This is a genomic window from Rhodococcus sp. PSBB066, assembly GCF_017068255.1.
In the GTDB taxonomy this organism is placed as follows: domain Bacteria; phylum Actinomycetota; class Actinomycetes; order Mycobacteriales; family Mycobacteriaceae; genus Rhodococcus; species Rhodococcus aetherivorans.
The window spans coordinates 1,677,256-1,699,427 of record NZ_CP070859.1 but is presented as its reverse complement, the minus strand read 5'-3'; the positions used below and the strand labels follow the sequence as shown (position 1 = coordinate 1,699,427).

Below are 22,172 nucleotides of genomic sequence, written 5' to 3'. Positions count from 1 at the left end.
CGCCACCGGCCCGCCGCGGCGGTCACGATGGGACATGGCCTCCGGTTCCGATCAGCTCGTCCCCGCCTCTGCCTCGAGCGCAGCGGTCCCCCCGAGCGGCCTGCGGGCGCTGGTGGTCGAAGACGAAGTGGCGCTGGCCCGGGTTGTGGGCACCTACCTCGAACGCGCCGGCTGCGAGGTCACGCTCGTGCACGACGGGCTCGACGCCGTCGAGCGCGCCCGGCAGGTCGATCCGGATGTCGTGGTGCTCGATCTGGGGTTGCCGCACCTGGACGGGATCGAGGTGTGCCGGCAGCTGCGCACGTTCTCCGACGCCTACGTCGTCATGCTCACCGCCCGCGCCGACGAGATCGACACCCTGGTCGGCCTGTCGGTCGGCGCCGACGACTACATGACCAAACCCTTCAGTCCGCGTGAACTCATCGCCCGCATCCAGGCCATGTTGCGGCGCCCCCGACCCTCGACCGGGGACGGCCGCACCCCCGCGCAGTCCGGCACCGATACCGGCCGCCGTACGTTCGGGTCGTTGACCCTCGATGCGGCCGGCCGCGAGGTGTGGGTCGACGGTACCCCGATCGCCTTGACCCGCACCGAATTCGACCTCCTCGCCGCGCTGTCCGCACACCCCAACATGGTGTTCACCCGGGCGCAGCTCATCACCGCGGTGTGGGGCCCGAGCTGGGTCGGCGACGAACACCTGGTCGACGTGCACATCGGGCACCTGCGCCGCAAACTCGGCGACGACGCCACCCGCGGGGTCTTCGTGCGCACCGTGCGCGGGGTCGGATACCGCATGGGAGCCGGGCAGTGACCACACCACCCCCACCGGCGGCAGCAGGGCGGAGGCCCGGGCGCCGCAGTGTCGGATTCGGCAGCCGGCTACTGGCCGCGCAGGCGATCGTCGTCGTCGGCGGCGCGATCAGCGCCTGGCTGGTGGCCGCCGCCGTCGCCCCGGGACTGTTCCACAACCACCTCGAGCAGGCAGGTATCGAGCACGTCTCGACCGAGGCGGCGCATGTGGAGGAGGCGTTCACTTCGGCGATGATCATCTCGCTGGCCATCGCGCTGGTGGTCTCGGCGCTGATGGCGCTGGCGGTGAGCTGGTACTTCACCCGCAGGGTGCAGCGCTCGGTCACCGGCGTGGCCGCCTCGGCCACCGAGATCGCCGGCGGCCACTACGGCGTGCGTCTGCCCGGACCCGGTCTCGGGCACGAATTCGACCAGCTCGCCGAGACGTTCAACCAGCTCGCCGATCGGCTGGACTCGGTCGAAACCACCCGGCGGCGCATGCTCTCGGATCTCGCGCACGAGATGCGCACCCCGCTGGCCACTCTCGATGCCCACCTCGAGGCCCTCGAAGACGGCATCCGGGTTCCCGACGCCGAGACCCTCGCGGTCCTGCGGTCGAGCACCGCCCGGCTCGGGCGGCTCGCCGAGGACATGGGCGCGGTCTCGCGCGCCGAAGAGGGCCGGCTGTCCGTCACGCCCGTGCCCACCGACACCCGCACCCTCGTCGACGCCGCGGTCCGCGTCGCCGCCGACCGCTACGCCGCCAAGGGCGTCGCCCTGGTCGAAGACGTCGAGCACCCCGCCGCGGTCACGGTCGACCCGGACCGGATCGGGCAGGTGCTGGGCAATCTGCTCGACAACGCCCTGCGGCACACCCCCGCCGGGGGCACGGTCACCGTCGCCACCACCGCCGTCGACGGAGAAGCCGGGATCACCGTCACCGACACCGGCGACGGCATCGCCGCCGAGCACCTGAGTCATCTGTTCGACCGGTTCTACCGTGCCGACCCCGCCCGCCGACGGCAAGAAGGCGGCAGCGGCATCGGATTGACCATCGCCCGCGCCCTGGTCGAAGCCCACGGCGGTACGCTGACCGCCTCCAGCGGCGGAGCCGGAACCGGCGCCCGATTCACCGTGCACCTGCCCACCGCCGCAGGCGCCCGCAGCAGCGCGCGCACCACCCCTCCGCGGGGTGCCGTGCACGCCGGCACCGGTCCCCGGGAGCGGCGATGAAGAAGCTTGCGCTCGATGCGCTCGCCCGTCACCTGGCCGCGCATGCCGCCGCCGCGCCCAGCGGCCGCAGCGCCGAGACCGTCTACGGCGGGCACGAACACGTGCTGCGGCAGACCCTCGTGGCGTTGCAGGCCGGACAGTCCATGGCCGAGCACGTCAGTCCCGGTGAGGCCACGGTGTACATCCTGCGCGGGCGCATCCGTGTCGTCGCCGACCGGACGAGCTGGGACGGACGCAGCGGCGACCTGATCGCCTTACCCCGCACCCGGCACCGGATCGACGCCGTCGCCGACACGGTCGCGCTGCTCACCGTCGCCAAGTACTGACCTCCGGGTGGTTCAGAGCCCGTCGCCGGGGAGCGGCTGCGCCCACTGCGACGGCTCCGGCTGCAGCATCGGGCTCTGCCCGATCCCCAGATCCTCGAACGGCACCAAGAACGCGATGAACGTCCGATGTCGGCGCTGCCCACCGCTACCGACTGGCGCCGAGCCGGGAATCCGCCCCGGTCCGCTCCGGAGGTGGGCTGCGACAAAGCCCTGCTAGGGCAACAGGCCCTGCCGACGGGCCTCGACGACCGCCTCGTGCCGGCTGCCGACCTCGAGCTTGCCCATCAGATTGCGCATGTAGCTCTTGACGGTCTCCACGCTCAGCGACAGCCGCTCGGCGATCTCGGCGTTGCGGCACCCGAGCGCCACGTACGCCAGCACATCCCGTTCCCGCGCCGAGAGCCGCACCGTCGGTGTGGCCGCCCCGCCGGTCAGCGTCCGCAGCTTCTCCTCGACCTCCCGCAGGCGCGCTTCGATCCCCGGGTCGGACGTCTGTGCCGCGATCTCCCGCAGGGCCAGGTAGCTCTCGGTGATGCCCTCCGACACCGACGCGGACACGGCGGACGGGGCGGCGGCGCGGGCGTTGTCGATGAGGGCGACCCGCCGGTCCACCTCGTCCCGGATCTCGATCTCGCGGGCGAGCCTGCGGGCCGACCGCATCACCTGCTCGACGACCACGTCGCCGATCGGCAGGCTGGTCCGCAGGCCGCCGTACAGGGCGGCGCGGGTGCGGCGGCGCACCACCACCGGCACGGCGAGCAGCGATTCGATGCCCTCCCCCGCGACCTCCCGGTCGTACTCGTGGGAGATCTGGGGGGAGTTGAAGTAGTCCGACACCGCGCCGGGCCGTTGCTCGGCGACCACCTTGCCGCCGAGCCCGCATTCGGAGCTGATCACCAGGTCGCGGAGGATGCCGCTGCGGGTGCCGACGAAACCGGACAGCAGCATGTCCCCGCCGTGCACGGTGCCACCGAACAGCACGGGCATCCCGGTCGAGATCTGCAGCTGCCGCAGCTCGGCGCGCAGGGCGTCCTCGTCGCTCGGCCGCAGGTGCGCGTGCGGGCCCTGGCGCGTCGCCGCAACATTCGGCGTCCCGACCCGTGTCGATGCCGGGTTCGTCGACGCCGTGCTCGTCGACGCTGGGTTCGTCGACGCTGGGTTCGTCGACACAGACCTCACCGGAACCACCTCCGAGACCGCGAATACCCACTTCGGAGGGTAGCGGGGAATCTGTCGTGACTCATAACCTCCACCCGTTCCGGTGTTGCAGCGATCACAATGGCGTACACCGACCGAGTGCCGAAGTCCCGGAGGTATCCGTGCCCACCCCCACGTCCGTCCCCACCGCCCGAACGGCGAACCACACCCCGCTCAGCCCCCTGCGGTTCCTCGAGCGTTCGTCGTCCGTGTTCCCCGACCGCACCGCGATCGTCCACGGCGACCGCCGCTACACGTACGCGCAGTTCGCCGACGAGGCGCAGCGCCTGGCCCGCGTCCTGCGCAGCCGGATCCAGCCGGGTGACCGGGTGGCCTTCCTGGCGCCGAACGTGCCGGAACTGCTCATCGCGCACTTCGCGGTGCCGCTCGCCGGAGGCGTGCTGATCGCGCTGAACTCCCGGCTCGCCGGGCCCGAACTCGAGTACATCCTCGGGCACGCGGAGGCGTCGCTGCTGTTCGTCGACTCGGAGTTCGTGGGGTCGGTCGCCGGTGTCACGGCCGGCGTGCCGTCGCTGACGGCGGTCGTGGAGGTGCCGGATTCGACGGTCCCGTACCCCGACGTGCCGGCCGGGATCGTCACCACCCGGTACGACGAGTTCCTCGCCGCCGCCGACGACCTCGACGACACCCCGCTGCCCTGGGGCGTCGACGACGAGGAGCAGGTCATCACCCTGAACTACACGTCGGGCACCACCGGCAAGCCGAAGGGCGTGATGTACACGCACCGCGGCGCCTACCTCAATTCCTTCGGCGAGACGTTCCACAACGGGTTCGACGGGAAGACGCAGTACCTGTGGACCCTGCCGATGTTCCACTGCAACGGCTGGTGCACGCCGTGGGCCGTGACGGCGGCCGCCGGCACGCACATCTGCCTGCGGGCCGTGCGGGCGGACGCGATCTGGGACGCCATCGACAACCTGGGCGTGACCAACCTCTGCGGCGCCCCCGCGGTGTGCTCGACCATCGCCGAGGCCCCGCAGGCCCACCGGCTGGACCGGCCGCTACGGATCACCACGGCGGGCGCGCCCCCGTCGCCGACGGTGATCGCGCAGCTCGAGGCGATCGGCGTGACCGTCGTGCACGTGTACGGCCTCACCGAGGTCTACGGGCCGTACACGATCTGCGAATACCAGGACTCGTGGGACGACAAGCCCGCCGAGGAACGCGCGGCGCTCCTGTCGCGGCAGGGCGTGGGCATGCTGCAGGCGGAGAACGCACGGGTCGTCGACGCGAACATGAACGACGTGCCCGCGGACGGGCAGACGATGGGCGAGATCGTGCTGCGCGGCAACAACGTCATGGCGGGGTACTTCAAGGATCCGGAGGCCACGGCGGAGGCGTTCAAGGGCGGCTGGTTCCACACCGGCGACCTGGGCGTGATGTACCCGGACGGATACATCCAGCTCAAGGACCGCGCCAAGGACATCATCATCTCCGGCGGCGAGAACATCTCCACCGTGGAGGTCGAGCAGGCCATCGTCAGCCACCCGGCCGTGCTGGACGTCGCGGTGGTGGGCGTGCCCGACGAGAAGTGGGGCGAGCGTCCCAAGGCGTTCGTGATCCTGAAGAAGGGCGAGACCGTGACGGCCGAGGAGCTGATCTCCTACACGCGCACGTTGCTCGCCGGGTACAAGGTGCCGCGGGAGATCGTGTTCCCGCTGGATCTGCCGCGGACGCCGACCGGCAAGATCCTCAAGTTCGAGCTGCGGGCCGCGCACTCGGCGCAGGCCTGACGCCGGCCGCGCCGCCGGGTCCGGCGGCGCGGCCGTTTCGACTTCGATACCGCGGATTGGATACTGAGAACCATGGCACTCGGTCCCGACTCCGCCCGCCGCATCGACGCGACCGGCCCCGATCCCGCCCAGTTCCGGGTGCACGTGGTGACGCAGGCGATCCGCCTGTTCTCCGAGTACGGCTACGAGTCGACCACCGTCGAGCAGATCGCGTCGGCCGCGGGAGTGTCGCGACGGACCTTCTTCCGGCAGTTCCGCTCGAAGGAGGACGTGATCTTCGCCGATCACGAATCGCTGCTCGAGCAGGTCGGACACTATCTGTCGGGGAACTTCGACGATCCGTGGGCGGCCGCCGCCGAGGCCGCCGAGCTGGTGTTCGGGCACTTCCGGGACAAGCGGGAGCTTGCGGTGTGGCGGTATCGCGTGGTGCAGCGGGTGCCTGCGCTGCGCGAGCGGGAGCTGGTCACGACGTACCGCTACGAGCGCCTGTTCACCGACTACCTGCGCTCGGCGGTGCCGTCGGAGTCGGGGGTGCGGATCGTCAGCTTCGCGGCCGCGATGACCGCGACGCACAACTTCCTGCTGCGCGCGATGATCCGCGGCGACGAGTCCGCGACGGCTGAGGAACTGCGCCGCGCGCTGCTCGAGGTGCGGCGCTCGTTCGGCGTCGCACCGGGGCAGAGCGCCGCGCCGGCCGTCGGTCCGGCGCGAGACGCCGAGCGCGCGATCACGGTGGTGACCTATCCCCCGGGCACGTCGCCCGCGGAGGTCGCCCGCCAGGTGCAGGCGCAGCTCGAGGCGGCGTCGGACTGACGTCAATGGGGTGGCCGACGATCCACCACCCCATTGACGTGGCACTGAGTGCCGTGGTTCACTGGAACCGATTTCGTGACGTCGCGAGCCCTCCACTCAGTAGGATGGATGCGACACCCAAACAAGAACTGGCACTGCGTGCCGATAGGAGTCCGCCGTCATGGCCTTCAACCCGGAGTTCGGTCTGTTCAAGCTGGGCGAGGAGCACGATGAGCTCCGCGCCGCCATCCGCGCGCTGGCCGAAAAGGAGATCGCGCCCTACGCCAAGGACGTCGACGAGAACTCCCGCTTCCCGCAGGAGGCCCTCGACGCCCTCAACAAGTCCGGCCTGAACGCGATCCACGTCCCCACGGAGTACGGCGGCGACGGCGCCGACTCGGTCGCCACCTGCATCGTCATCGAGGAGGTCGCCCGCGTCTGCGGTTCGTCCTCGCTGATCCCGGCCGTGAACAAGCTCGGCACCATGGGCCTGATCCTGTCCGGCTCCGAGGAGCTCAAGCAGAAGGTCCTGCCCGACCTGGTCAAGGGCGACATGGCGTCCTACGCGCTGTCCGAGCGGGAGGCCGGCTCCGACGCCGCGGGCATGCGTACCCGCGCCAAGGCCGACGGCGACGACTGGATCCTCAACGGCTCCAAGTGCTGGATCACCAACGGCGGCAAGTCCAGCTGGTACACCGTCATGGCCGTCACCGACCCCGACAAGGGCGCCAACGGCATCTCCGCGTTCATGGTCCACAAGGACGACGAGGGCTTCGTCGTCGGCCCCAAGGAGAAGAAGCTCGGCATCAAGGGCTCCCCGACCGCCGAGCTGTACTTCGAGAACTGCCGCATCCCCGGCGACCGCATCATCGGCGAGCCCGGCACCGGCTTCAAGACCGCCCTCGCGACCCTCGACCACACCCGCCCCACCATCGGCGCGCAGGCGGTCGGCCTCGCGCAGGGTGCGCTCGACGCGGCGATCGCCTACACCAAGGACCGCAAGCAGTTCGGCAAGCCGATCTCCGACTTCCAGGGTGTGCAGTTCATGCTGGCCGACATGGCCATGAAGGTCGAGGCGGCACGCCTGATGGTGTACACCTCCGCGGCGCGCGCCGAGCGCGGGGAGCCGAACCTGGGCTTCATCTCCTCCGCCGCCAAGTGCTTCGCCTCCGACGTCGCGATGGAGGTCACCACGGACGCCGTGCAGCTGTTCGGCGGTGCCGGCTACACCACCGACTTCCCGGTCGAGCGGATGATGCGCGACGCCAAGATCACCCAGATCTACGAGGGCACCAACCAGATCCAGCGGGTCGTCATGTCCCGCGCGCTGCTCCGCTGACGCGGCGGCAGTAAGTTCACCCTGGTCCAACCTTCGTATCGAGGAGAATCTCCCGTGGCAGTGGAATTGATCGGTGTAGTCGGTGGCGGCACGATGGGGGCCGGCATCGCCGAGGTGTGCGCCAAGGCCGGCAGCGACGTGATCGTGCTCGAGACCAGCGAGGAGTTCGCCGACGCGGCCCGCAAGCGCGTCTCCGGCTCGATCGGCAAGGGCGTCGCCCGCGGCAAGATCACGCAGGAGGAGGCCGACGCCGCGATCGCGCGGGTTCGGGTCACCACCGATGTCGCCGATCTCGCCGACCGTGATCTCGTCATCGAGGCGGCGCCCGAGATCGAGTCGCTCAAGGTCGACATCTTCACCAAGCTCGACGCGGTCGTGAAGCCCTCCGGCATCCTGGCGACCAACACGTCGTCGCTCCCGGTGATCAAGATGGCCCAGGCGACGTCGCGTCCGGGACAGGTGGTGGGTGTGCACTTCTTCAACCCGGTGCCGGTGATGCCGCTGGTGGAGATCATCTCGGCGCTGACCACCGAGGAGGAGACGGCGAACGCCGTCTTCGACTACGTCAAGAACACCCTCGGCAAGATGACGGTCCGCGCGGGCGACCGCGCCGGCTTCATCGTCAACGCGCTGCTGATCCCGTACCTGACGTCCGCCGTGCGGATGCTCGAGTCGGGCTACGCGACGAAGGAAGACATCGACGCCGCGATGAAGGGCGGCTGCGGCTACCCGATGGGCCCGCTCACCCTCATCGACACCGTCGGTCTCGACGTCACCCTCAACGCCGCCCAGTCGCTGTACGACGAGTTCGCCGAGCCGCACTACGCGCCCCCGGCGCTGCTGCGCCGCATGGTCGACGCCGGCCGCCTCGGCCGCAAGACCGGCCAGGGCTTCTACAGCTACAACTGAGCCCCGCAGCACGAACCCCGTCGCGACGCGCTCGCGGCGGGGTTCGTCGTATCCGTGATCCCCCGCGCGCATCGGTGCCGTCCGCGCGCGGCCACGCCGGGCGAGCGGACCTACGCCGGGGGTGCGTCCCGGTCCGCCTCGGACCGCTCCTCCACGTGCCGCTGCAACGCGCCGATCCGCAAGTCGAGATCCCGGGCGCTCTCCGCGGCGGCGCGCAGTTCGTCGAGCATCTCCCGCGGGACGTGACCGTCGAACTCGGTGCGCAGCCGCGTCGCCACGCTCTCCCACGACTCCATGACCCCGGTGCGGATCTGCACCTCCACGTACACGGTCCGCACCCGGCCGGTCGACGCCACCGGCACCTCCACGACGAGGCACAGCCCGCGGTACCCGTCCGGGCCGGCGCGCTTGATGTAGTCCCTCGCCTCGATCACCCGCACGTCCCGCCGGGCGACGAGCAGGTCCCGTACGCGGTACACGTCGGCGGTGACGGCGCACGTGAGCCGGATCCCGGCGACGTCCCGCCCGAGGTCCTCGACCCGCAGCGGTGGATCGGCCTCGCCCAGGACCGAGTCGGGCGTGGTCAGCCACGTTTCGGCATGCTCGACGGGATCGTAACCGTGGGTGTCGGCGAACTCGCTGCGGACGATGTCGATCTTCGTCCGCAACTCTTCGACACCGAACCCGCAGGTCTTCAGGAACCGAGCCAGATCCCGCCGGAGGATGTCAGTCCGCCCGGGTCCGCTCCCCGTCATCGCCAGCCTCCTCGATCCGCGTCTGCGAATTCGCCGGCCCCGCGCGACGACCGTCGCGCAGCACCTGCCGCAGCGTCCGCGGCGACACGCCCGCCTCGCGGCGGGCCTTGCCGCGGGTGACGAGCACCCCGATGATCGCCACGACCCACACGGGATACTGCGCCAGCCAGGCGACCCGGAACGCCTCGAAGGTGTAGCCGCCGAGACGCTGCAGGATCAACCCCATCGCCTGGATCACCAGCAGGGACGCCAGGAATCCGCCGATGTTGACCATGCCCTGGGCGGTGCCGAGCGCGGTGCTCGGGTTGAATGTCCGCGCATAGTCGAATCCGATCATAGACCCGGGTCCGCCCACCGAGATGGTCACGATCAGGAGGACGAGCAGCCACATCGGGGCCGGCGCCGGCAACAGCAGCACGACCGTCCACATCGCGGCGTTGCTCACCATGATCGACAGCACCAGCCACGAGCGGTGCAGCGGGAACCGGCCGCTGAGGATCCCGAGCACCGGGCCGGCCGCGATCGCCGAGACCACGGAGAGGGTGAGCAGCGAACCGGCGGCCGCCGCGGACAGGCCCTGCGCCGACTGGAGGTACGGCACGCCCCACAGCAATGCGAACGTGGTGATGGAGAATTGGGTGCCCATGTGGGTGAAGAAGCCGAGCCGTGTGCCCGGTCTGCGCCACACCACCCCGATCTGCCCGAGCACCTGCCGCATCCCGGCAGCCTCGGTCCGCACGACCACCCCCGGCGGCGCGTCGCGCACCACTGCGACCGCGAGCACGCAGGCGAGCACGCCGAGCGCCGCGGCGCTCGCGAACGCCGCGCTCCACCCCGCTCCGCCCAGGATCAGTACGAAGGGCAGCGCCGAGAGCACCTGACCCAGCTGCCCCAGGATGCCGGTCAGCTGCGACACCAGCGGCACCCGCCGCGTGTCGAACCACACCGGCACCAGCCGCAGCACCGAGATGAAGGTCAGCGCGTCGCCCGCCCCGACGAAGACGCGGGCCGCATAGGCGGCGGGCAGGGACTCGGTGAACGCCAGCACCAGCTGCGCCACCGCCATGATCGCCGCACCCGAGGCGATCATCACCCGGGAACCGAACCGGTCGAGCAGCACCCCGGCCGGGATCTGCATGCTCGCGTACACCACGATCTGCAGGACCACGAAGCCCGACAGCACGGCCGGGGTGATGTCGAAGCGTTCGGTCGCGGCGAGTCCGGATACGCCGAACGACGTGCGATGCATGACGGCCACGACATAGGCGAGGACACCCACGCCCCACACCCACCAAACCCGTTTCATGATGAAACGACCCTACGCGGCGACGCGACTACCCGCCGGTAGTCACTCCCGGCCCCACGACACCCAGGTCGGGTCCGCGGCCCGCCCACCCACGACCGCGTCGGCGAGGGTGTCGAGCCTGGCGACGTGCTCGTCGGTGAGACGCACGTCGAGCGCGCCGGCGTTCTCGGTGACCCGCGCGGCGGAGCGGCTGCCCGGGATCGCCACCGACGGCAGCCCGAACTGCCGCGCCTTGGCGTCGAGCCACGCCAGCGCCACCTGCGCGATCGTCGCGCCCACCTCGTCGGCCACCGCGCGCACCGCGGCACGCACCTGCAGGTTCGCGGGCAGCGCGTCGGCGGCGAATCGGGGGAAGCGCCGGCGCAGGTCCTTCTCCCCGATCCGGGCGGCATCGAACGCATCGGTGAGCAGACCTCGGCTGACCGGCGAGTACGGCACGAAGCCGATGCCCAGCTCGGCGGCGGTCGGCACGACGTTCTTCTCGACGTCCCGGGAGACGATGCTCCACTCGGACTGGATCGCGGCGATCGGGTGCACGGCGTGCGCGCGGCGCAGCTCGTCGCCGGTGGCCTCGGACAACCCGATGTGCCGGATCTTGCCGGCCTGCACCAGCTCGGCCAACGCGCCGACCGTGTCCTCGATGGGCACGTCCGGGTCCACACGGTGCAGGTAGTACAGGTCGACGCGGTCCACCCCGAGCCGGCCGAGGGACTCGTCGAGGGCCTTCTTCGCGTACTCGGGACGGCCGTCGATGCCGCGATTACCGCTGCCCAGCGCACCGACGAGCCCGAACTTCGTGGCCACCTGCACCTCGTCGCCGCGGTCCTGCAGCAGCTTCCCGACGACCCGTTCGCTGGTGCCGTCGCCGTAGACGTTCGCGGTATCGACAAACGTGACCCCCAGGTCGACGGCGTGATGCAGCGTCGCCAAGGCCTCGTCGAGATCGACGGGGCCGTAGGCAGGCGAGACCGACATCGCGCCGTATCCCTGTGCGCTGACGGTCAGGCCGGGGGCGAGCTCGACGGTGGGGACGGGCATGACTTCTCCAGTACTGTCCGGACGATCGGGGGACCGCACCAGGTGCGGCGACACCGATCCTCCCGAACATCGCGGGCCGCCGCACGCCGGGAAACCCGGTGCCGCCGCCACCGCCCGCCTAGTCTGAATCCATGTCGTACGACTGGCTCGAACTGCAGCACATCGCCCGGCAAGGTTTCGAGAGCCGGCTCTCGGCGGTCACCGACTGGTCCGCCCCCACCCCCGACACCGAATGGGACGTCGCCACCCTGGTCCGGCACGTCGTGGACGAGCAACGGTGGGTGCCGCCGCTGCTCGCCGGCAGGACGATCGCCGAGGCGGAGGCCGAACTCGACCCGCTCGGCGACGACCTGTCCGCCGAATGGGACCGGCACGCCGTCGACGCCTCCGTCGCGTGGGCTTCCACCGACCCGGACAAGCAGGTGCACCTGTCCTACGGGATGGTGCCCGTCCGCGACTATCTGCGGCAGCAGGTCGCGGACATCGCGATCCACACGTGGGACCTGGCCCGGGCCGTGGGGGCCGACGAACGCCTCGATCCCGACCTGGTGGCGGCCGTGTGGGAGGACATACAACCGCAGCGGGACATGCTGGCCGCGAGCGGGCTGTTCGCGCCGCCCGTGCCGGTGCCCGACGACGCGGCCGTGCAGGACCGGTTGCTGGCGCTGACCGGGCGTGATCCCCGACCGGGAGGAACGCGATGAGCACGCCGACCGAGCCGGAGGCGAGCAGCGCGACCGAGCCGGAGGCGAGCAGCGCGACCGAGCCGGAGGCGAGCAGCGCGACCGAGCCGGAGGCGAGCACGCCGATCGAGCCGGAGGCGAGCAGCGCGACCGAGCCGGAGGCGAGCAGCGCGACCGAGCCGGACATCAAGCCCCGCAGCCGCGACGTCACCGACGGCCTCGAGAAGACCGCGGCGCGCGGCATGCTCCGCGCGGTCGGCATGGGCGACGACGACTGGGGCAAGCCGCAGATCGGGGTGGCCTCGTCGTGGAACGAGATCACCCCGTGCAACCTGTCGCTGGACCGGCTGGCGCAGGCGGTCAAGGACGGCGTGCACGCCGCCGGCGGGTATCCACTCGAGTTCGGCACGATCTCCGTCTCCGACGGCATCTCGATGGGCCACGAGGGGATGCACTTCTCGCTGGTGTCGCGGGAGGTGATCGCCGACAGCGTGGAGACGGTCATGCAGGCGGAGCGGCTCGACGGGTCGGTACTGCTCGCAGGATGCGACAAGTCCCTGCCCGGAATGCTGATGGCCGCCGCGCGTCTCGACCTGGCGGCCGTGTTCCTGTATGCGGGGTCGATCCTGCCGGGCGTCGCGAAGCTGTCCGACGGATCCGAACGCGACGTGACGATCATCGACGCCTTCGAGGCGGTCGGCGCCTGCGCCCGCGGGCTGATGAGCCGGGAGGACGTCGACGCGATCGAGCGGGCCATCTGCCCCGGCGAGGGCGCGTGCGGCGGCATGTACACGGCGAACACGATGGCCAGCGCGGCCGAGGCGCTCGGCATGTCGCTGCCGGGAAGCGCGGCGCCGCCGGCGACGGACCGCCGCCGCGACGGGTACGCCCGCCGCAGCGGGCAGGCCGTGGTGAACCTGCTGCGCCGCGGCATCACCGCCTCCGACATCCTCACGAAGGAGGCGTTCGAGAACGCGATCGCCGTGGTGATGGCGTTCGGTGGGTCGACCAACGCGGTGCTGCATCTGCTCGCGATCGCGCACGAGACGCAGGTCGAGCTGAGCCTGGACGACTTCTCCCGCATCGGTGCGCGCGTCCCGCACCTGGCCGACGTCAAGCCGTTCGGCCGGCACGTGATGCAGGACGTCGACCGCATCGGCGGCGTGCCGGTGATCATGAAGACCCTGCTCGACGCGGGCCTGCTGCACGGCGACTGCCTCACCGTCACCGGGCGGACCGTCGCCGAGAACCTGGCCGAGATCGCTCCGCCCGACCCGGACGGGAAGGTGTTGCGCGCACTGAGCGAACCCATCCATCCCACGGGGGGCATCACGATCCTGAAGGGCAGCCTCGCCCCGGGCGGCGCGGTGGTGAAGTCCGCCGGGTTCGACGAGTCGGTGTTCGAGGGCACCGCCCGGGTCTTCGAGCGCGAGCGTGCCGCGATGGACGCGCTCGAGGACGGCACGATCACCGCGGGAGACGTGGTGGTGATCCGGTACGAGGGCCCGAAGGGCGGGCCGGGAATGCGGGAGATGCTCGCCATCACCGGCGCGATCAAGGGTGCCGGCCTCGGTAAGGACGTGCTGCTGCTCACCGACGGGCGGTTCTCCGGCGGCACGACGGGCCTGTGCGTCGGGCACGTGGCTCCCGAGGCGGTGGACGGTGGCCCGATCGCCTTCGTCCGCGACGGCGACCCGATCCGCCTCGACGTCGCGAACGGCACCCTCGACGTGCTGGTCGACGAGGACGAACTCGCGTCCCGCCGGCAGGGGTGGGAGCCGCTGCCTCCCCGCTACACCCGCGGGGTGCTGGCCAAGTACACGAAGCTGGTCGGTTCGGCGTCGAGCGGCGCGGTCTGCGGCTGACCCGATTCGCGGATCCGTCGAGGCGGTGGAGAATCGGCCTGCGCGACGGCGCCCTACAGATCGAGGCCGAGGTCGACGTCCCGGCCGTCGAGGGCGCCCCGCAGGATCGCCTGGTCGGCCAGGTCCTCGGCCAGGAATTCCCGGAGCAGGTCCACCGCCTGCACGATCTTCCGGCTGCGCAGCGAATAGAAGACGTTGTTGCCGGAACGTCGCGCGTTCACGATGCCGCGCTCGCGGAGAACGGACAGATGCTGGCTGGCGTTGGACTGGCTGAAGCCCAGCGCCTCGCACAGGTCACCGACGCTGAGTTCGCCGTCCCGCAGCTCGTTGATGATGAGCAGTCGCTTGGGGTCGGCGATGGCCTTGCAGACTCGGGCGTGGAGTTCCTGCAACTGTGCCGCGATGTCCTGTTCCATCACCCCTCCGAACCGAGCGTCGGGTGCCGATTATAGGTGCGCCGGCCGGGCGGCAGCGGATCGCGGCGGGGCGCCGGCCCGGCGAGCGCGACGGTGCCGTCGGTGGCCGCACCGCTCAGTGGGCGGTCTTCAGCGAGGTGGCTGCCGCGCATTGGTTGCGGCCGACGTCGAGGACCTCGAGCTCGTCGTCGGCGGGGGCGAGTTGTCCGGCGTTCACGCGGCGGATCGTCTCGTAGGTGTGCGGGGCTGCGGGCAGCGAGTTCACGATCTGCTCGACGAAGCGTTCGAGGGCGTGCTCGTTCAGCAGTGTGGCGGTGAAAACCTCCTCCAACGTGGTGACGACCAGTCCTTCGGCGTTGATCTCCTCGCTGCTCGACCAGTGGGCCGGGGCGATCATCGTTCGCGGGTCGAGGGGGCGCAGCCTGTCGTGCACGCTGCGGAACAGATCCCGCGCCAGCTCCTCGGCCCGGCCGGTCAGGTCGGGCCGGCCGAGTCCCCGGACGAAGACGGTGTCGCCGACGAGCAGGACCGAATCGCTGACCAGCAGCGCCGTCGTGCCGGGGGTGTGGCCCGGCAGGTGCATGGTCATGGCCCGGACGACGGTGGACCCCAGGTCGAGTGCGTCGCCCTCCTTCAGCGGCCGGTTGGGGAACGGGACGATGCCGCCGGCGTCCTCCGGCGGCAGGTGATACTCCGCCTCGAGCCGGGCGGCCAGTGCCGGGCCACCACTGACATGGTCCGCGTGCACGTGGGTGTCCACGACGTGCACGATCGAAACATCTTGCATTCGAGCAAGTTCCAGGTATGCCTCGGTCGATCTGGCGGGGTCGACGACGATGCCGCGGCCGCCGGGCACGCCGACGAGGTACGACAGGCAGGCCTTCGCCGGGCGCTGGAACTGCCAGATGCGCACGTCGCCGGGGAGTCCGGTGATCTCGACGGGAACGAGGAGCCGGTTCCACGCGTCGGTACCGCCCTCGAGGGAGCGGGTGCGCAGGCCCAGCGTCTCGAACTCCTCGGCGACCAGTTCGGAGCCGTTGCCCTGTCCGCAGACGACGACGGCGCCCGCCCGCGTGACGGCGGCCTGTTCCTCGAGTTCTTCCATCACCCGATAGACCGGGACGTGGCGAGTGGGAACGGGCCGGGGTCCTTCGATCCGGCCGGCCCGGAAATCCTCGGTGCTGCGGATGTCGAGGATCTCGGGAACGGTGCCCGCCTGGAGCTCGCGAAACAGTTCCAACGCTGTGACGGTATCGGCCACGTGTCCTCCCAGGGACGAAACGGGCGGGTGGTCCGCACACCGGGAGGGTGACTTTCCGAACCATCTTGCGGTATGCGCATACACGAATGTAGTGTTCTGGATCACATATCGCAACACTCCGCGCGAAGGCCGCACGAGGCCTCCCCGGCAACCACGAAAGGGGCCGGCGCATGTCGGACAACCCGCAGCGTGACGTCGACGACGCCCCGGAGAGCATGACGATCGTGGCGTGGAGCGGCGATCTGGACAGAATGTGGCCAACCCTGATCCTCGGCTCCACCGGCGCCGCCTACGGCATGTCCACGACGATCTTCTTCACCTTCTGGGGACTGTTCCCCCTGGTGCGCGACGACGTCCGGATCACCGGCACCGACGCGATGACCAAGGCGCTGGCCGGCATGAACCGGCCGGGCATGCGGCACATGAAGCTGTCGAAGCTCCACCTGGCCGGCGCCGGGCCCTGGATGATGAAAAGACTTGCGCGCCAGAAGAACGTGGCCCACCCGGCCGAGCTGGTCGAGATGTGCACCGAGCTGGGCGTGAACCTGTGGCCGTGCGAGATGACCATGGACCTGCTGGGCCTTCGCCGCGACCAGCTCCTCGAGGGAGTGGGCGAGCCCGTCGGTGCCGCCACCGCCCTGTCCGCGATGAGCAGGTCCCAGATCAGCCTCTTCATCTGACCCTTCCGAACCCAGGAGCGGACCGTGGACTACCAGATCGACGTCGTCGTCGACGCCAAGGGACAGAAATGCCCGATGCCCGTGCTGCTCGCCTCGCGTGCGATCAAGAAGCTCGAGGCCGGGCAGATCCTGCTCGTCGAGGCCACCGACGGCGGATCGAAACGCGACATCCCGTCGTGGGCGACCGACACGGGAAACGAACTGCTGGAGAACAACAGCGAGGACGGCGTCCACCGCTACCTCATCCGGAAGAAGTGAGACGGTGCGCTACGGCTTCGCGATCGATCAGCGCACGTGCATCGGCTGCCACGCCTGCACGGTCGCCTGCAAGACCGAGCACGAGGTACCGCTCGGCCAGTTCCGCACGTGGGTGAAGTACGTCGACGCCGGTGAGTTTCCGAACACCACAAGATCTTTCGGTGTGATGCGCTGCAACCACTGCACCGACGCACCGTGCGTGAAGATCTGCCCCACCGGCGCGCTGTTCAAGCGCGACGACGGAATCGTCGACTTCGACAACGAGCGCTGCATCGGCTGCAAGAGCTGCATGCAGGCGTGCCCCTACGACGCCATCTACATCGATCAGGACACCCACACCGCGGCGAAGTGCAACATGTGCGCGCACCGCGTCGACAACGACATGGAGCCTGCCTGCGTCGTGGTGTGCCCCACCCACTCGATCTGGGTCGGCGACCTCGACGACCCGACCAGCGGCATCGCCACCCTGGTCAGCACGCAGCAGACCGCCGTGCGCTCGCCGGAACAGAACACCGGGCCGAACGTCTTCTATCTCGGTGCCGACCGGGCGGTCCTCGATCCGCTGGTCGCCCCGGTCGCCGACACCTACATCTGGGCCGAGCCGGACGCGCACCGCCGCGAGACCGCGGCCGACCTGCCCGGGGATCGCACCACGAAGGCGCGCACCACGCTGAACACCGCGCATCCCCGGCCGTGGGGATGGCGCGTGACGACCTACCTGTGGACCAAGGCCGTCGCCGCCGGCGCCCTCGCCGTCGCGGGGCTGGCCCACATCCTGGGCATCGACCTGGGGTGGCTGGGTGACTACGCGGCGCCCGCAGTGGCCATGGCGGGCGCGGCCCTCACCGGAGTCCTGCTGATCTGGGACCTGAAGCGGCCGGAGCGTTTTCTCTACATCTTCCTGAGATCCAACTGGTCCTCGTGGCTCGTGTGGGGCGCCTACGCGCTGGCCGCCTTCGGCGGGGTAGCCGCCCTGTGGGTCCTCGCCGCCTTCCTCGGATCGGCTTGGGGCGCAACCGTGCTCGCCTGGGCCGCCCTGGTCTCCGGGGCGCTGGTCGCCGGCTACACCGGTTTCCTCTTCGGGCAGGCCGAGGGCCGCGACCTGTGGCAGTCACCGTTGTTGTTCTGGCACCTGCTGGTTCAGGCCGCCATGGTCGGGACCGGGGCGCTGCTCGTCGTCGCGCCGTTCGCGGGTCTCTCCGACGGGGCGGTCGGCTTCCTCGTGCGCGTCTTCGTGCTCTCGACCGGACTGCACCTGCTGATGCTGCTCATCGAGTACTCCGGCCGGCACGCCAGCCGGCAGGCGACCCTGGCCGCGCACATCATCACCCGCGGCCGCTACGCCCGGCTGTTCTGGCTGGGGGCGATCGTCCCGGCAGTGGTGGCGGCCGCACTGGCCGCCCCGTCGTGGAACGGCTCCGCCGGTGCCGTCCTCCTCGTCGCGGCCGGCCTGCTGACGCAGATCTCACTGCTGGCCTACGAGACTGCGTTCGTCCGGGCGGGCCAGGACCCACCCCTGTCGTGAGCGGCCCGACCGGCACCCGACCACCCACCCGAAGGGAACCCCATGACTGCCGAGACGGAGCACACCCCGACCGGGGCGGCGCTGCCCGGTCAGCGCACGCACGAGCGGCTGCGGAACTTTCCTCCGGTCGAAAACTGGGACCACCACGTCGAATACGACGCCAAGGCCCACCCTCGTAAGGTGCCGCACGAATACATGCTGGTGCCCACCACCTGCTTCAACTGCGAATCGGCGTGCGGCCTGCTCGCGTACGTGGACAAGTCCGACCTGTCCATCAAGCGGCTCGAGGGGAACCCGGCGCATCCGGGCTCACGCGGACGCAACTGCGCCAAGGGTCCCGCGACCATCAACCAGATCAAGGACCCCGAGCGCATCCTGTACCCGCTCAAGCGCGTCGGTGCCCGCGGCAGTGGGCAGTGGGAGCGCATCGGCTGGGACGAGGCCCTCGACGACATCGCCGCCCGGATCCGGGCCGCCATCGTCGAGGACCGCCGGGACGAGGTCGTCTACCACGTGGGCCGACCCGGCGAGGACGGCTTCGCCGAGCGGTTCCTGCTGGCGTGGGGGGTGGACGGACACAACAGCCACACCAACATCTGCTCCGCCGGCGCCCGGCTGGGCTACGCCCTGTGGGGTGGCTACGACCGGCCCTCACCGGACTACGCGAACGCCAAGGTCATCCTGCTGATCTCGAGCCACCTCGAGACCGGGCACTACTTCAACCCGCACGCGCAGCGGATCATGGAGGGCAAGGTCGAGGGCGGCGCCAAGGTCGTCGTGCTCGATCCGCGGCTGTCGAACACCGCGTCCCACGCCGACCTGTGGATCGCCCCGTGGCCCGGCAGCGAGGCGGCGATCCTGCTGTCCGTCGCGTCGTACCTGCTGCGCACCGGCCACATCGACCGGGCATTCCTGCGCCGCTGGGTGAACTGGCCCACCTACATGAAGCACCGCCACCCCGACCTGCCCGCCGACGACTTCGACGTGTTCGTCGGCGCACTGACCGAGGACTACGCCTGCTTCACCTTCGCCTTCGCCGCGCAGGAGGCGCAGGTACCCGAGAAGCAGATCGCCGAAATCGCCCGGATCGTCGCCACCGCCGGCTCGGCCCTGTCGGCGCACGTGTGGCGGGCGGCGACCGCCGGCAACCTCGGCGGGTGGCAGGTCTCGCGGGCCCTGTTCTTCCTCAACGTGCTCACCGGCAGCGTCGGCACCAAGGGCGGCACCAGCCCCAACGGCTGGGACAAGATCATCGCCCACGGCCCGAACCTGCCCCAGGGACACGAGCCCTGGAACGAGCTGCTCTGGCCCCCCGAGTTCCCCCTGTCGACCAACGAGATGTCGATCCTGCTGCCGCATCTGCTCCAGGACGGCCGCGGCACGCTGTCGATGTACTTTTCGCGCGTCTACAACCCGGTGTGGACCAACCCCGACGGCTTCAGCTGGCTGGAGGCCCTGACCGACGAATCGCTCGTGGGCTGCCACGTCGCACTCACCCCCACGTGGTCCGAGACGGCAACCTTCGCCGACTACGTCCTGCCCATGGGGCACAGCACCGAGCGGCACGACACCCAGTCCTACGAGCAGTACGCCGGCAAGTGGCTCGGATTCCGCCAGCCCGTCACCCGGGTGGCGCTCGAGCGCATGGGCCGGAGCGTGTCCGACTCCCGCGAGTCCAATCCCGGAGAGGTGTGGGAGGAGAACGAGTTCTGGTTCGAGCTGTCCTGGCGCATCGACCCCGACGGCAGCCTCGGCATCCGCAAGTTCTTCGAATCCCCCTACCGGCCCGGGCAGAAGGTCACCGTCGACGAGTACTACCGGTGGGTGTTCGAGAACAGCGTGCCCGGCCTGCCGAAGGCCGCGGCCGACCAAGGGCTCACCCCGCTGGAGTACATGCGCAGATACGGCGTCTTCGAGGTCGCCAAGGACACCTACCGGCTCGACGAGCGGCCGCTGACGGCCGCCGAGACCGAGGGGGCGGACCCGGACGAGCACGGGGTGCTGCGCAAACCCGTCACCCTGGACTCGACCCCGCCGCTCGTCGGCGAGGCGGGTGCCGTCGGTGTCGTCCACGAGGACGGCAGCAGGACCGCCGGGTGGCTCACCCCGTCGCGCAAACTCGAGCTGTTCAGCGAGACCATGGTCGACTTCGGGTGGGAGGAGTACGCCACGCCCGGCTACATCGAGTCCCACGTCGGGCACCGCTCGATCGACCCGGCGAACAACGAGATCGTGCTCGTGCCGACCTTCCGCCTGCCGACCCTGGTCCACACCCGGTCCGCGAACGCGAAGTACCTCAACGAGATCAGCAACACGCATCCGCTGTGGACGAATCCCTCGGACGCCGCGCGCTTCGGCGTCGGCACGGGTGACCTGGTCCGGGTCAACACCGAGATCGGGTACTTCGTGGCCCGTGTGTGGGCGACCGAGTCGATCCGCCCCGGCGTCCTCGCGCTCTCGCACCACATGGGCCGCTGGCGCACGTCCGAGAACGCCGGATCCCGTTGGGCTATGGGCCTCGTCGATCTCGACAACGACGGAGACGGGGTGTGGCGGTTGCGCTACAAGCAGGGCGTACAGCCGTTCCGCAGCGACGACCCGGACAGCGAGCGGATCTACTGGGAAGACCCCGGCGTGCATCAGAACCTCGCCTTCGCCGTGCACCCCGACCCGCTGTCGGGCATGCACTGCTGGCACCAGAAGGTGCGCGTGGAGAAGGCCCACACCGACGACCGGTACGGCGACGTGGTGGTGGACACCCGGCGGTCCCGCGAGGTCTACCGCGCCTGGCTGGCATACACCCGGCCCGGCCCCAGCCGGTCCGGGCTGCGCCGCCCGGAGTTCCTGATGCGCCCGGTCAAACCCCGCCGGCGTGCCTTCCGCGCGCCCGGGACGGAGGAGCGAACATGAGCCTGCTGTCGCGGAGGACGTCCGGCCCGGCGGTCTCCGCGGCTGCGGTGCGTGCCGCGCTGGCCCGGGTCGAGGATCCCGAGCTGCATCTGCCGCTCGAGCAGGCCGGCATGCTCGGCGAGGTGAGGATCGATCGCTCCGGACTCGTCCGGGTGACCGTCCGGCTCACCACCTCCTCGTGTCCGATGCAGGCCTCCCTCTCCGCCGACGTCACTGCGGCCGCCGGGGCAGTCGCCGGCGTGACCGGCGTCGAGGTCGTCTTCACGGCGATGAGCGAAGCCGAGCGGAGGCGGCTCGCCGCCCGCTTGCGCGGTACGAGACCAGAGGACGCTCCCCCCTTCGGTCCCGATTCGGCGACCCGGGTGTACGCCGTGGCCTCCGGCAAGGGCGGCGTCGGCAAGTCGACGCTCACGGCCAACCTCGCGGTGGCGCTGGCCCAGCAGGGCAAGCGGGTCGGCGTTCTCGACGCCGACGTCTGGGGTTACTCCGTTCCGCATCTGTTCGGGGTGCGCCGCGCACCGGTCGCCCTGCACGGAACGATGCTGCCGGTCGAGGCGTTCGGCGTCGCCCTCATGTCCGTCGGGTTCTTCGTCCGCGACGACGAGCCGGTCGTCTGGCGCGGCCCCATGCTGCACAAGGCGATCGAGCAGTTCCTGCGCGACGTGTACTGGGGTGAACTCGACGTCCTGCTCATCGACCTGCCACCGGGCACCGGAGATGTGACACTCTCGCTGCTCGAACTCGTGCCGGACGCGGCGCTCCTCGTCGTCACCACGCCCCAGCCGGCGGCCCAGACCGTCGCCCAACGGGTGGGCCGCATGGCGCGTGACCTGCGGATGCCGGTCGCCGGCGTCGTGGAGAACATGTCGGCGCTGGTGTGCTCGTCGTGCCACGCGAGCACACCGTTGTTCGGTACCGGAGGCGGCGAGCGCCTCGCCCGGGCCGTCGCGGCACCGCTCCTCGGGCAGGTCCCCCTCGACCTCGACCTGCGCGCGGCGGGCGACAGCGGCATCCCGGCCATGGTGGCGACGCCGCACGCCCATTCCGTCTCGCAGATCCGGCAGATCGCCGCGGCCCTGCCGGCCCCGAGACGAAGCCTCGTCGGCCGGCCGCTACCGCTGTCGGTCCCGTAGCCG

The 22,172-nt window shown here is 70.5% G+C and carries 20 protein-coding genes; 14 read left to right on the top strand and 6 right to left on the bottom strand.

What is annotated here, in order from left to right:
• Positions 1-109 precede the first annotated feature (109 nt).
• From JYA75_RS07950 to JYA75_RS07940, 3 genes are read left to right on the top strand one after another with little or no spacing between them, the layout of a single operon-like run.
• A complete protein-coding gene (locus tag JYA75_RS07950; RefSeq protein ID WP_029546345.1) occupies positions 110-811 on the top strand; it encodes a response regulator transcription factor in 702 nt (233 codons plus the stop codon).
• The gene (locus JYA75_RS07945) at positions 808-2,022 is read left to right on the top strand and encodes an ATP-binding protein (protein WP_006942829.1); all 1,215 of its coding nucleotides are present in this window, start codon (positions 808-810) and stop codon (positions 2,020-2,022) included. Before JYA75_RS07950 ends, JYA75_RS07945 begins: the two co-directional genes overlap by 4 nt.
• Positions 2,019-2,348 (top strand): cupin domain-containing protein, encoded by a 330-nt coding sequence (locus JYA75_RS07940; RefSeq protein ID WP_029546350.1) that lies wholly within the window; start codon positions 2,019-2,021, stop codon positions 2,346-2,348. The genes JYA75_RS07945 and JYA75_RS07940 overlap by 4 nt, the downstream gene beginning before the upstream one ends.
• 213 nt (positions 2,349-2,561) lie before the next feature.
• Here JYA75_RS07940 and JYA75_RS07935 read toward each other — a convergent pair whose 3' ends face one another.
• Entirely contained in the window at positions 2,562-3,398 is an 837-nt protein-coding gene (locus tag JYA75_RS07935; RefSeq protein ID WP_037202046.1) for a LuxR C-terminal-related transcriptional regulator, read from the bottom strand.
• A 269-nt stretch (positions 3,399-3,667) separates the two neighbouring features.
• Between JYA75_RS07935 and JYA75_RS07930 the strand changes: the two genes are divergently transcribed.
• From JYA75_RS07930 to JYA75_RS07915, 4 genes are all read left to right on the top strand, one after another.
• On the top strand, positions 3,668-5,299 hold the full coding sequence (locus JYA75_RS07930; RefSeq protein WP_006930314.1) for an acyl--CoA ligase family protein: 1,632 nt from the start codon (positions 3,668-3,670) through the stop codon (positions 5,297-5,299).
• Positions 5,300-5,371: 72 nt separating this feature from the next.
• Complete coding sequence (locus JYA75_RS07925; RefSeq protein ID WP_006930316.1) at positions 5,372-6,112, top strand: TetR family transcriptional regulator; 741 nt, start codon at positions 5,372-5,374, stop codon at positions 6,110-6,112.
• A 160-nt stretch (positions 6,113-6,272) separates the two neighbouring features.
• Positions 6,273-7,430 carry an acyl-CoA dehydrogenase gene (locus JYA75_RS07920; RefSeq protein ID WP_006930317.1) on the top strand — a complete coding sequence of 386 codons (1,158 nt, stop codon included), beginning with the start codon at positions 6,273-6,275 and terminating at the stop codon, positions 7,428-7,430.
• A gap of 60 nt (positions 7,431-7,490) precedes the next feature.
• Complete coding sequence (locus JYA75_RS07915) at positions 7,491-8,339, top strand: 3-hydroxybutyryl-CoA dehydrogenase (protein WP_029546354.1); 849 nt, start codon at positions 7,491-7,493, stop codon at positions 8,337-8,339.
• 110 nt (positions 8,340-8,449) lie between these two features.
• On the opposite strand, the gene JYA75_RS07910 is transcribed toward JYA75_RS07915, so the two are convergent.
• Genes JYA75_RS07910 through JYA75_RS07900 form a run of 3 tightly spaced genes read right to left on the bottom strand, consistent with a single transcriptional unit; the run spans position 8,450 to position 11,438 of the window.
• Positions 8,450-9,094: a (p)ppGpp synthetase gene (locus JYA75_RS07910; RefSeq protein ID WP_072636360.1), complete on the bottom strand. Its 645-nt coding sequence runs from the start codon at positions 9,092-9,094 to the stop codon at positions 8,450-8,452.
• The gene (locus JYA75_RS07905; protein WP_006930320.1) at positions 9,066-10,400 is read right to left on the bottom strand and encodes an MFS transporter; all 1,335 of its coding nucleotides are present in this window, start codon (positions 10,398-10,400) and stop codon (positions 9,066-9,068) included. The genes JYA75_RS07910 and JYA75_RS07905 overlap by 29 nt, the downstream gene beginning before the upstream one ends.
• A gap of 42 nt (positions 10,401-10,442) precedes the next feature.
• Positions 10,443-11,438 (bottom strand): aldo/keto reductase, encoded by a 996-nt coding sequence (locus JYA75_RS07900; RefSeq protein ID WP_203329859.1) that lies wholly within the window; start codon positions 11,436-11,438, stop codon positions 10,443-10,445.
• A gap of 131 nt (positions 11,439-11,569) precedes the next feature.
• Between JYA75_RS07900 and JYA75_RS07895 the strand changes: the two genes are divergently transcribed.
• Positions 11,570-12,142, top strand: a complete 573-nt coding sequence (locus JYA75_RS07895; RefSeq protein ID WP_006930322.1) for a TIGR03086 family metal-binding protein — start codon at positions 11,570-11,572, stop codon at positions 12,140-12,142.
• A complete protein-coding gene (gene ilvD / locus JYA75_RS07890; protein WP_239010546.1) occupies positions 12,139-13,986 on the top strand; it encodes a dihydroxy-acid dehydratase in 1,848 nt (615 codons plus the stop codon). The genes JYA75_RS07895 and ilvD overlap by 4 nt, the downstream gene beginning before the upstream one ends.
• A gap of 53 nt (positions 13,987-14,039) precedes the next feature.
• Here the strand turns inward: ilvD and JYA75_RS07885 are convergent, their stop codons facing one another.
• On the bottom strand, positions 14,040-14,402 hold the full coding sequence (locus JYA75_RS07885) for a metalloregulator ArsR/SmtB family transcription factor (protein WP_006930324.1): 363 nt from the start codon (positions 14,400-14,402) through the stop codon (positions 14,040-14,042).
• A 115-nt stretch (positions 14,403-14,517) separates the two neighbouring features.
• The gene (locus JYA75_RS07880; RefSeq protein WP_238406620.1) at positions 14,518-15,642 is read right to left on the bottom strand and encodes an MBL fold metallo-hydrolase; all 1,125 of its coding nucleotides are present in this window, start codon (positions 15,640-15,642) and stop codon (positions 14,518-14,520) included.
• 191 nt (positions 15,643-15,833) lie between these two features.
• Between JYA75_RS07880 and JYA75_RS07875 the strand changes: the two genes are divergently transcribed.
• From JYA75_RS07875 to JYA75_RS07855, 5 genes are read left to right on the top strand one after another with little or no spacing between them, the layout of a single operon-like run.
• The gene (locus JYA75_RS07875) at positions 15,834-16,343 is read left to right on the top strand and encodes a DsrE/DsrF/DrsH-like family protein (RefSeq protein WP_006930336.1); all 510 of its coding nucleotides are present in this window, start codon (positions 15,834-15,836) and stop codon (positions 16,341-16,343) included.
• Positions 16,344-16,367: 24 nt separating this feature from the next.
• Positions 16,368-16,601, top strand: coding sequence for a sulfurtransferase TusA family protein (locus JYA75_RS07870; RefSeq protein WP_006930338.1), 234 nt, complete (start codon positions 16,368-16,370; stop codon positions 16,599-16,601).
• A gap of 4 nt (positions 16,602-16,605) precedes the next feature.
• Positions 16,606-18,126 (top strand): 4Fe-4S dicluster domain-containing protein, encoded by a 1,521-nt coding sequence (locus tag JYA75_RS07865; RefSeq protein ID WP_006930340.1) that lies wholly within the window; start codon positions 16,606-16,608, stop codon positions 18,124-18,126.
• A 42-nt stretch (positions 18,127-18,168) separates the two neighbouring features.
• Positions 18,169-21,036 carry a molybdopterin-dependent oxidoreductase gene (locus tag JYA75_RS07860; protein WP_203329858.1) on the top strand — a complete coding sequence of 956 codons (2,868 nt, stop codon included), beginning with the start codon at positions 18,169-18,171 and terminating at the stop codon, positions 21,034-21,036.
• Complete coding sequence (locus JYA75_RS07855) at positions 21,033-22,169, top strand: Mrp/NBP35 family ATP-binding protein (protein WP_168580165.1); 1,137 nt, start codon at positions 21,033-21,035, stop codon at positions 22,167-22,169. The genes JYA75_RS07860 and JYA75_RS07855 overlap by 4 nt, the downstream gene beginning before the upstream one ends.
• The last annotated feature ends 3 nt before the right edge of the window (positions 22,170-22,172 follow it).

Coding starts and splice junctions, on each gene's coding strand:
- ilvD (WP_239010546.1), top strand. CDS start 12,139: ATGAGCACGCCGACCGAGCCGGAGGCGAGCAGCGCGACCGAGCCGGAG.
- JYA75_RS07925 (WP_006930316.1), top strand. CDS start 5,372: ATGGCACTCGGTCCCGACTCCGCCCGCCGCATCGACGCGACCGGCCCC.
- JYA75_RS07885 (WP_006930324.1), bottom strand. CDS start 14,402: ATGGAACAGGACATCGCGGCACAGTTGCAGGAACTCCACGCCCGAGTC.
- JYA75_RS07855 (WP_168580165.1), top strand. CDS start 21,033: ATGAGCCTGCTGTCGCGGAGGACGTCCGGCCCGGCGGTCTCCGCGGCT.
- JYA75_RS07920 (WP_006930317.1), top strand. CDS start 6,273: ATGGCCTTCAACCCGGAGTTCGGTCTGTTCAAGCTGGGCGAGGAGCAC.
- JYA75_RS07940 (WP_029546350.1), top strand. CDS start 2,019: ATGAAGAAGCTTGCGCTCGATGCGCTCGCCCGTCACCTGGCCGCGCAT.
- JYA75_RS07910 (WP_072636360.1), bottom strand. CDS start 9,094: ATGACGGGGAGCGGACCCGGGCGGACTGACATCCTCCGGCGGGATCTG.
- JYA75_RS07860 (WP_203329858.1), top strand. CDS start 18,169: ATGACTGCCGAGACGGAGCACACCCCGACCGGGGCGGCGCTGCCCGGT.
- JYA75_RS07895 (WP_006930322.1), top strand. CDS start 11,570: ATGTCGTACGACTGGCTCGAACTGCAGCACATCGCCCGGCAAGGTTTC.
- JYA75_RS07905 (WP_006930320.1), bottom strand. CDS start 10,400: ATGAAACGGGTTTGGTGGGTGTGGGGCGTGGGTGTCCTCGCCTATGTC.
- JYA75_RS07875 (WP_006930336.1), top strand. CDS start 15,834: ATGTCGGACAACCCGCAGCGTGACGTCGACGACGCCCCGGAGAGCATG.
- JYA75_RS07900 (WP_203329859.1), bottom strand. CDS start 11,438: ATGCCCGTCCCCACCGTCGAGCTCGCCCCCGGCCTGACCGTCAGCGCA.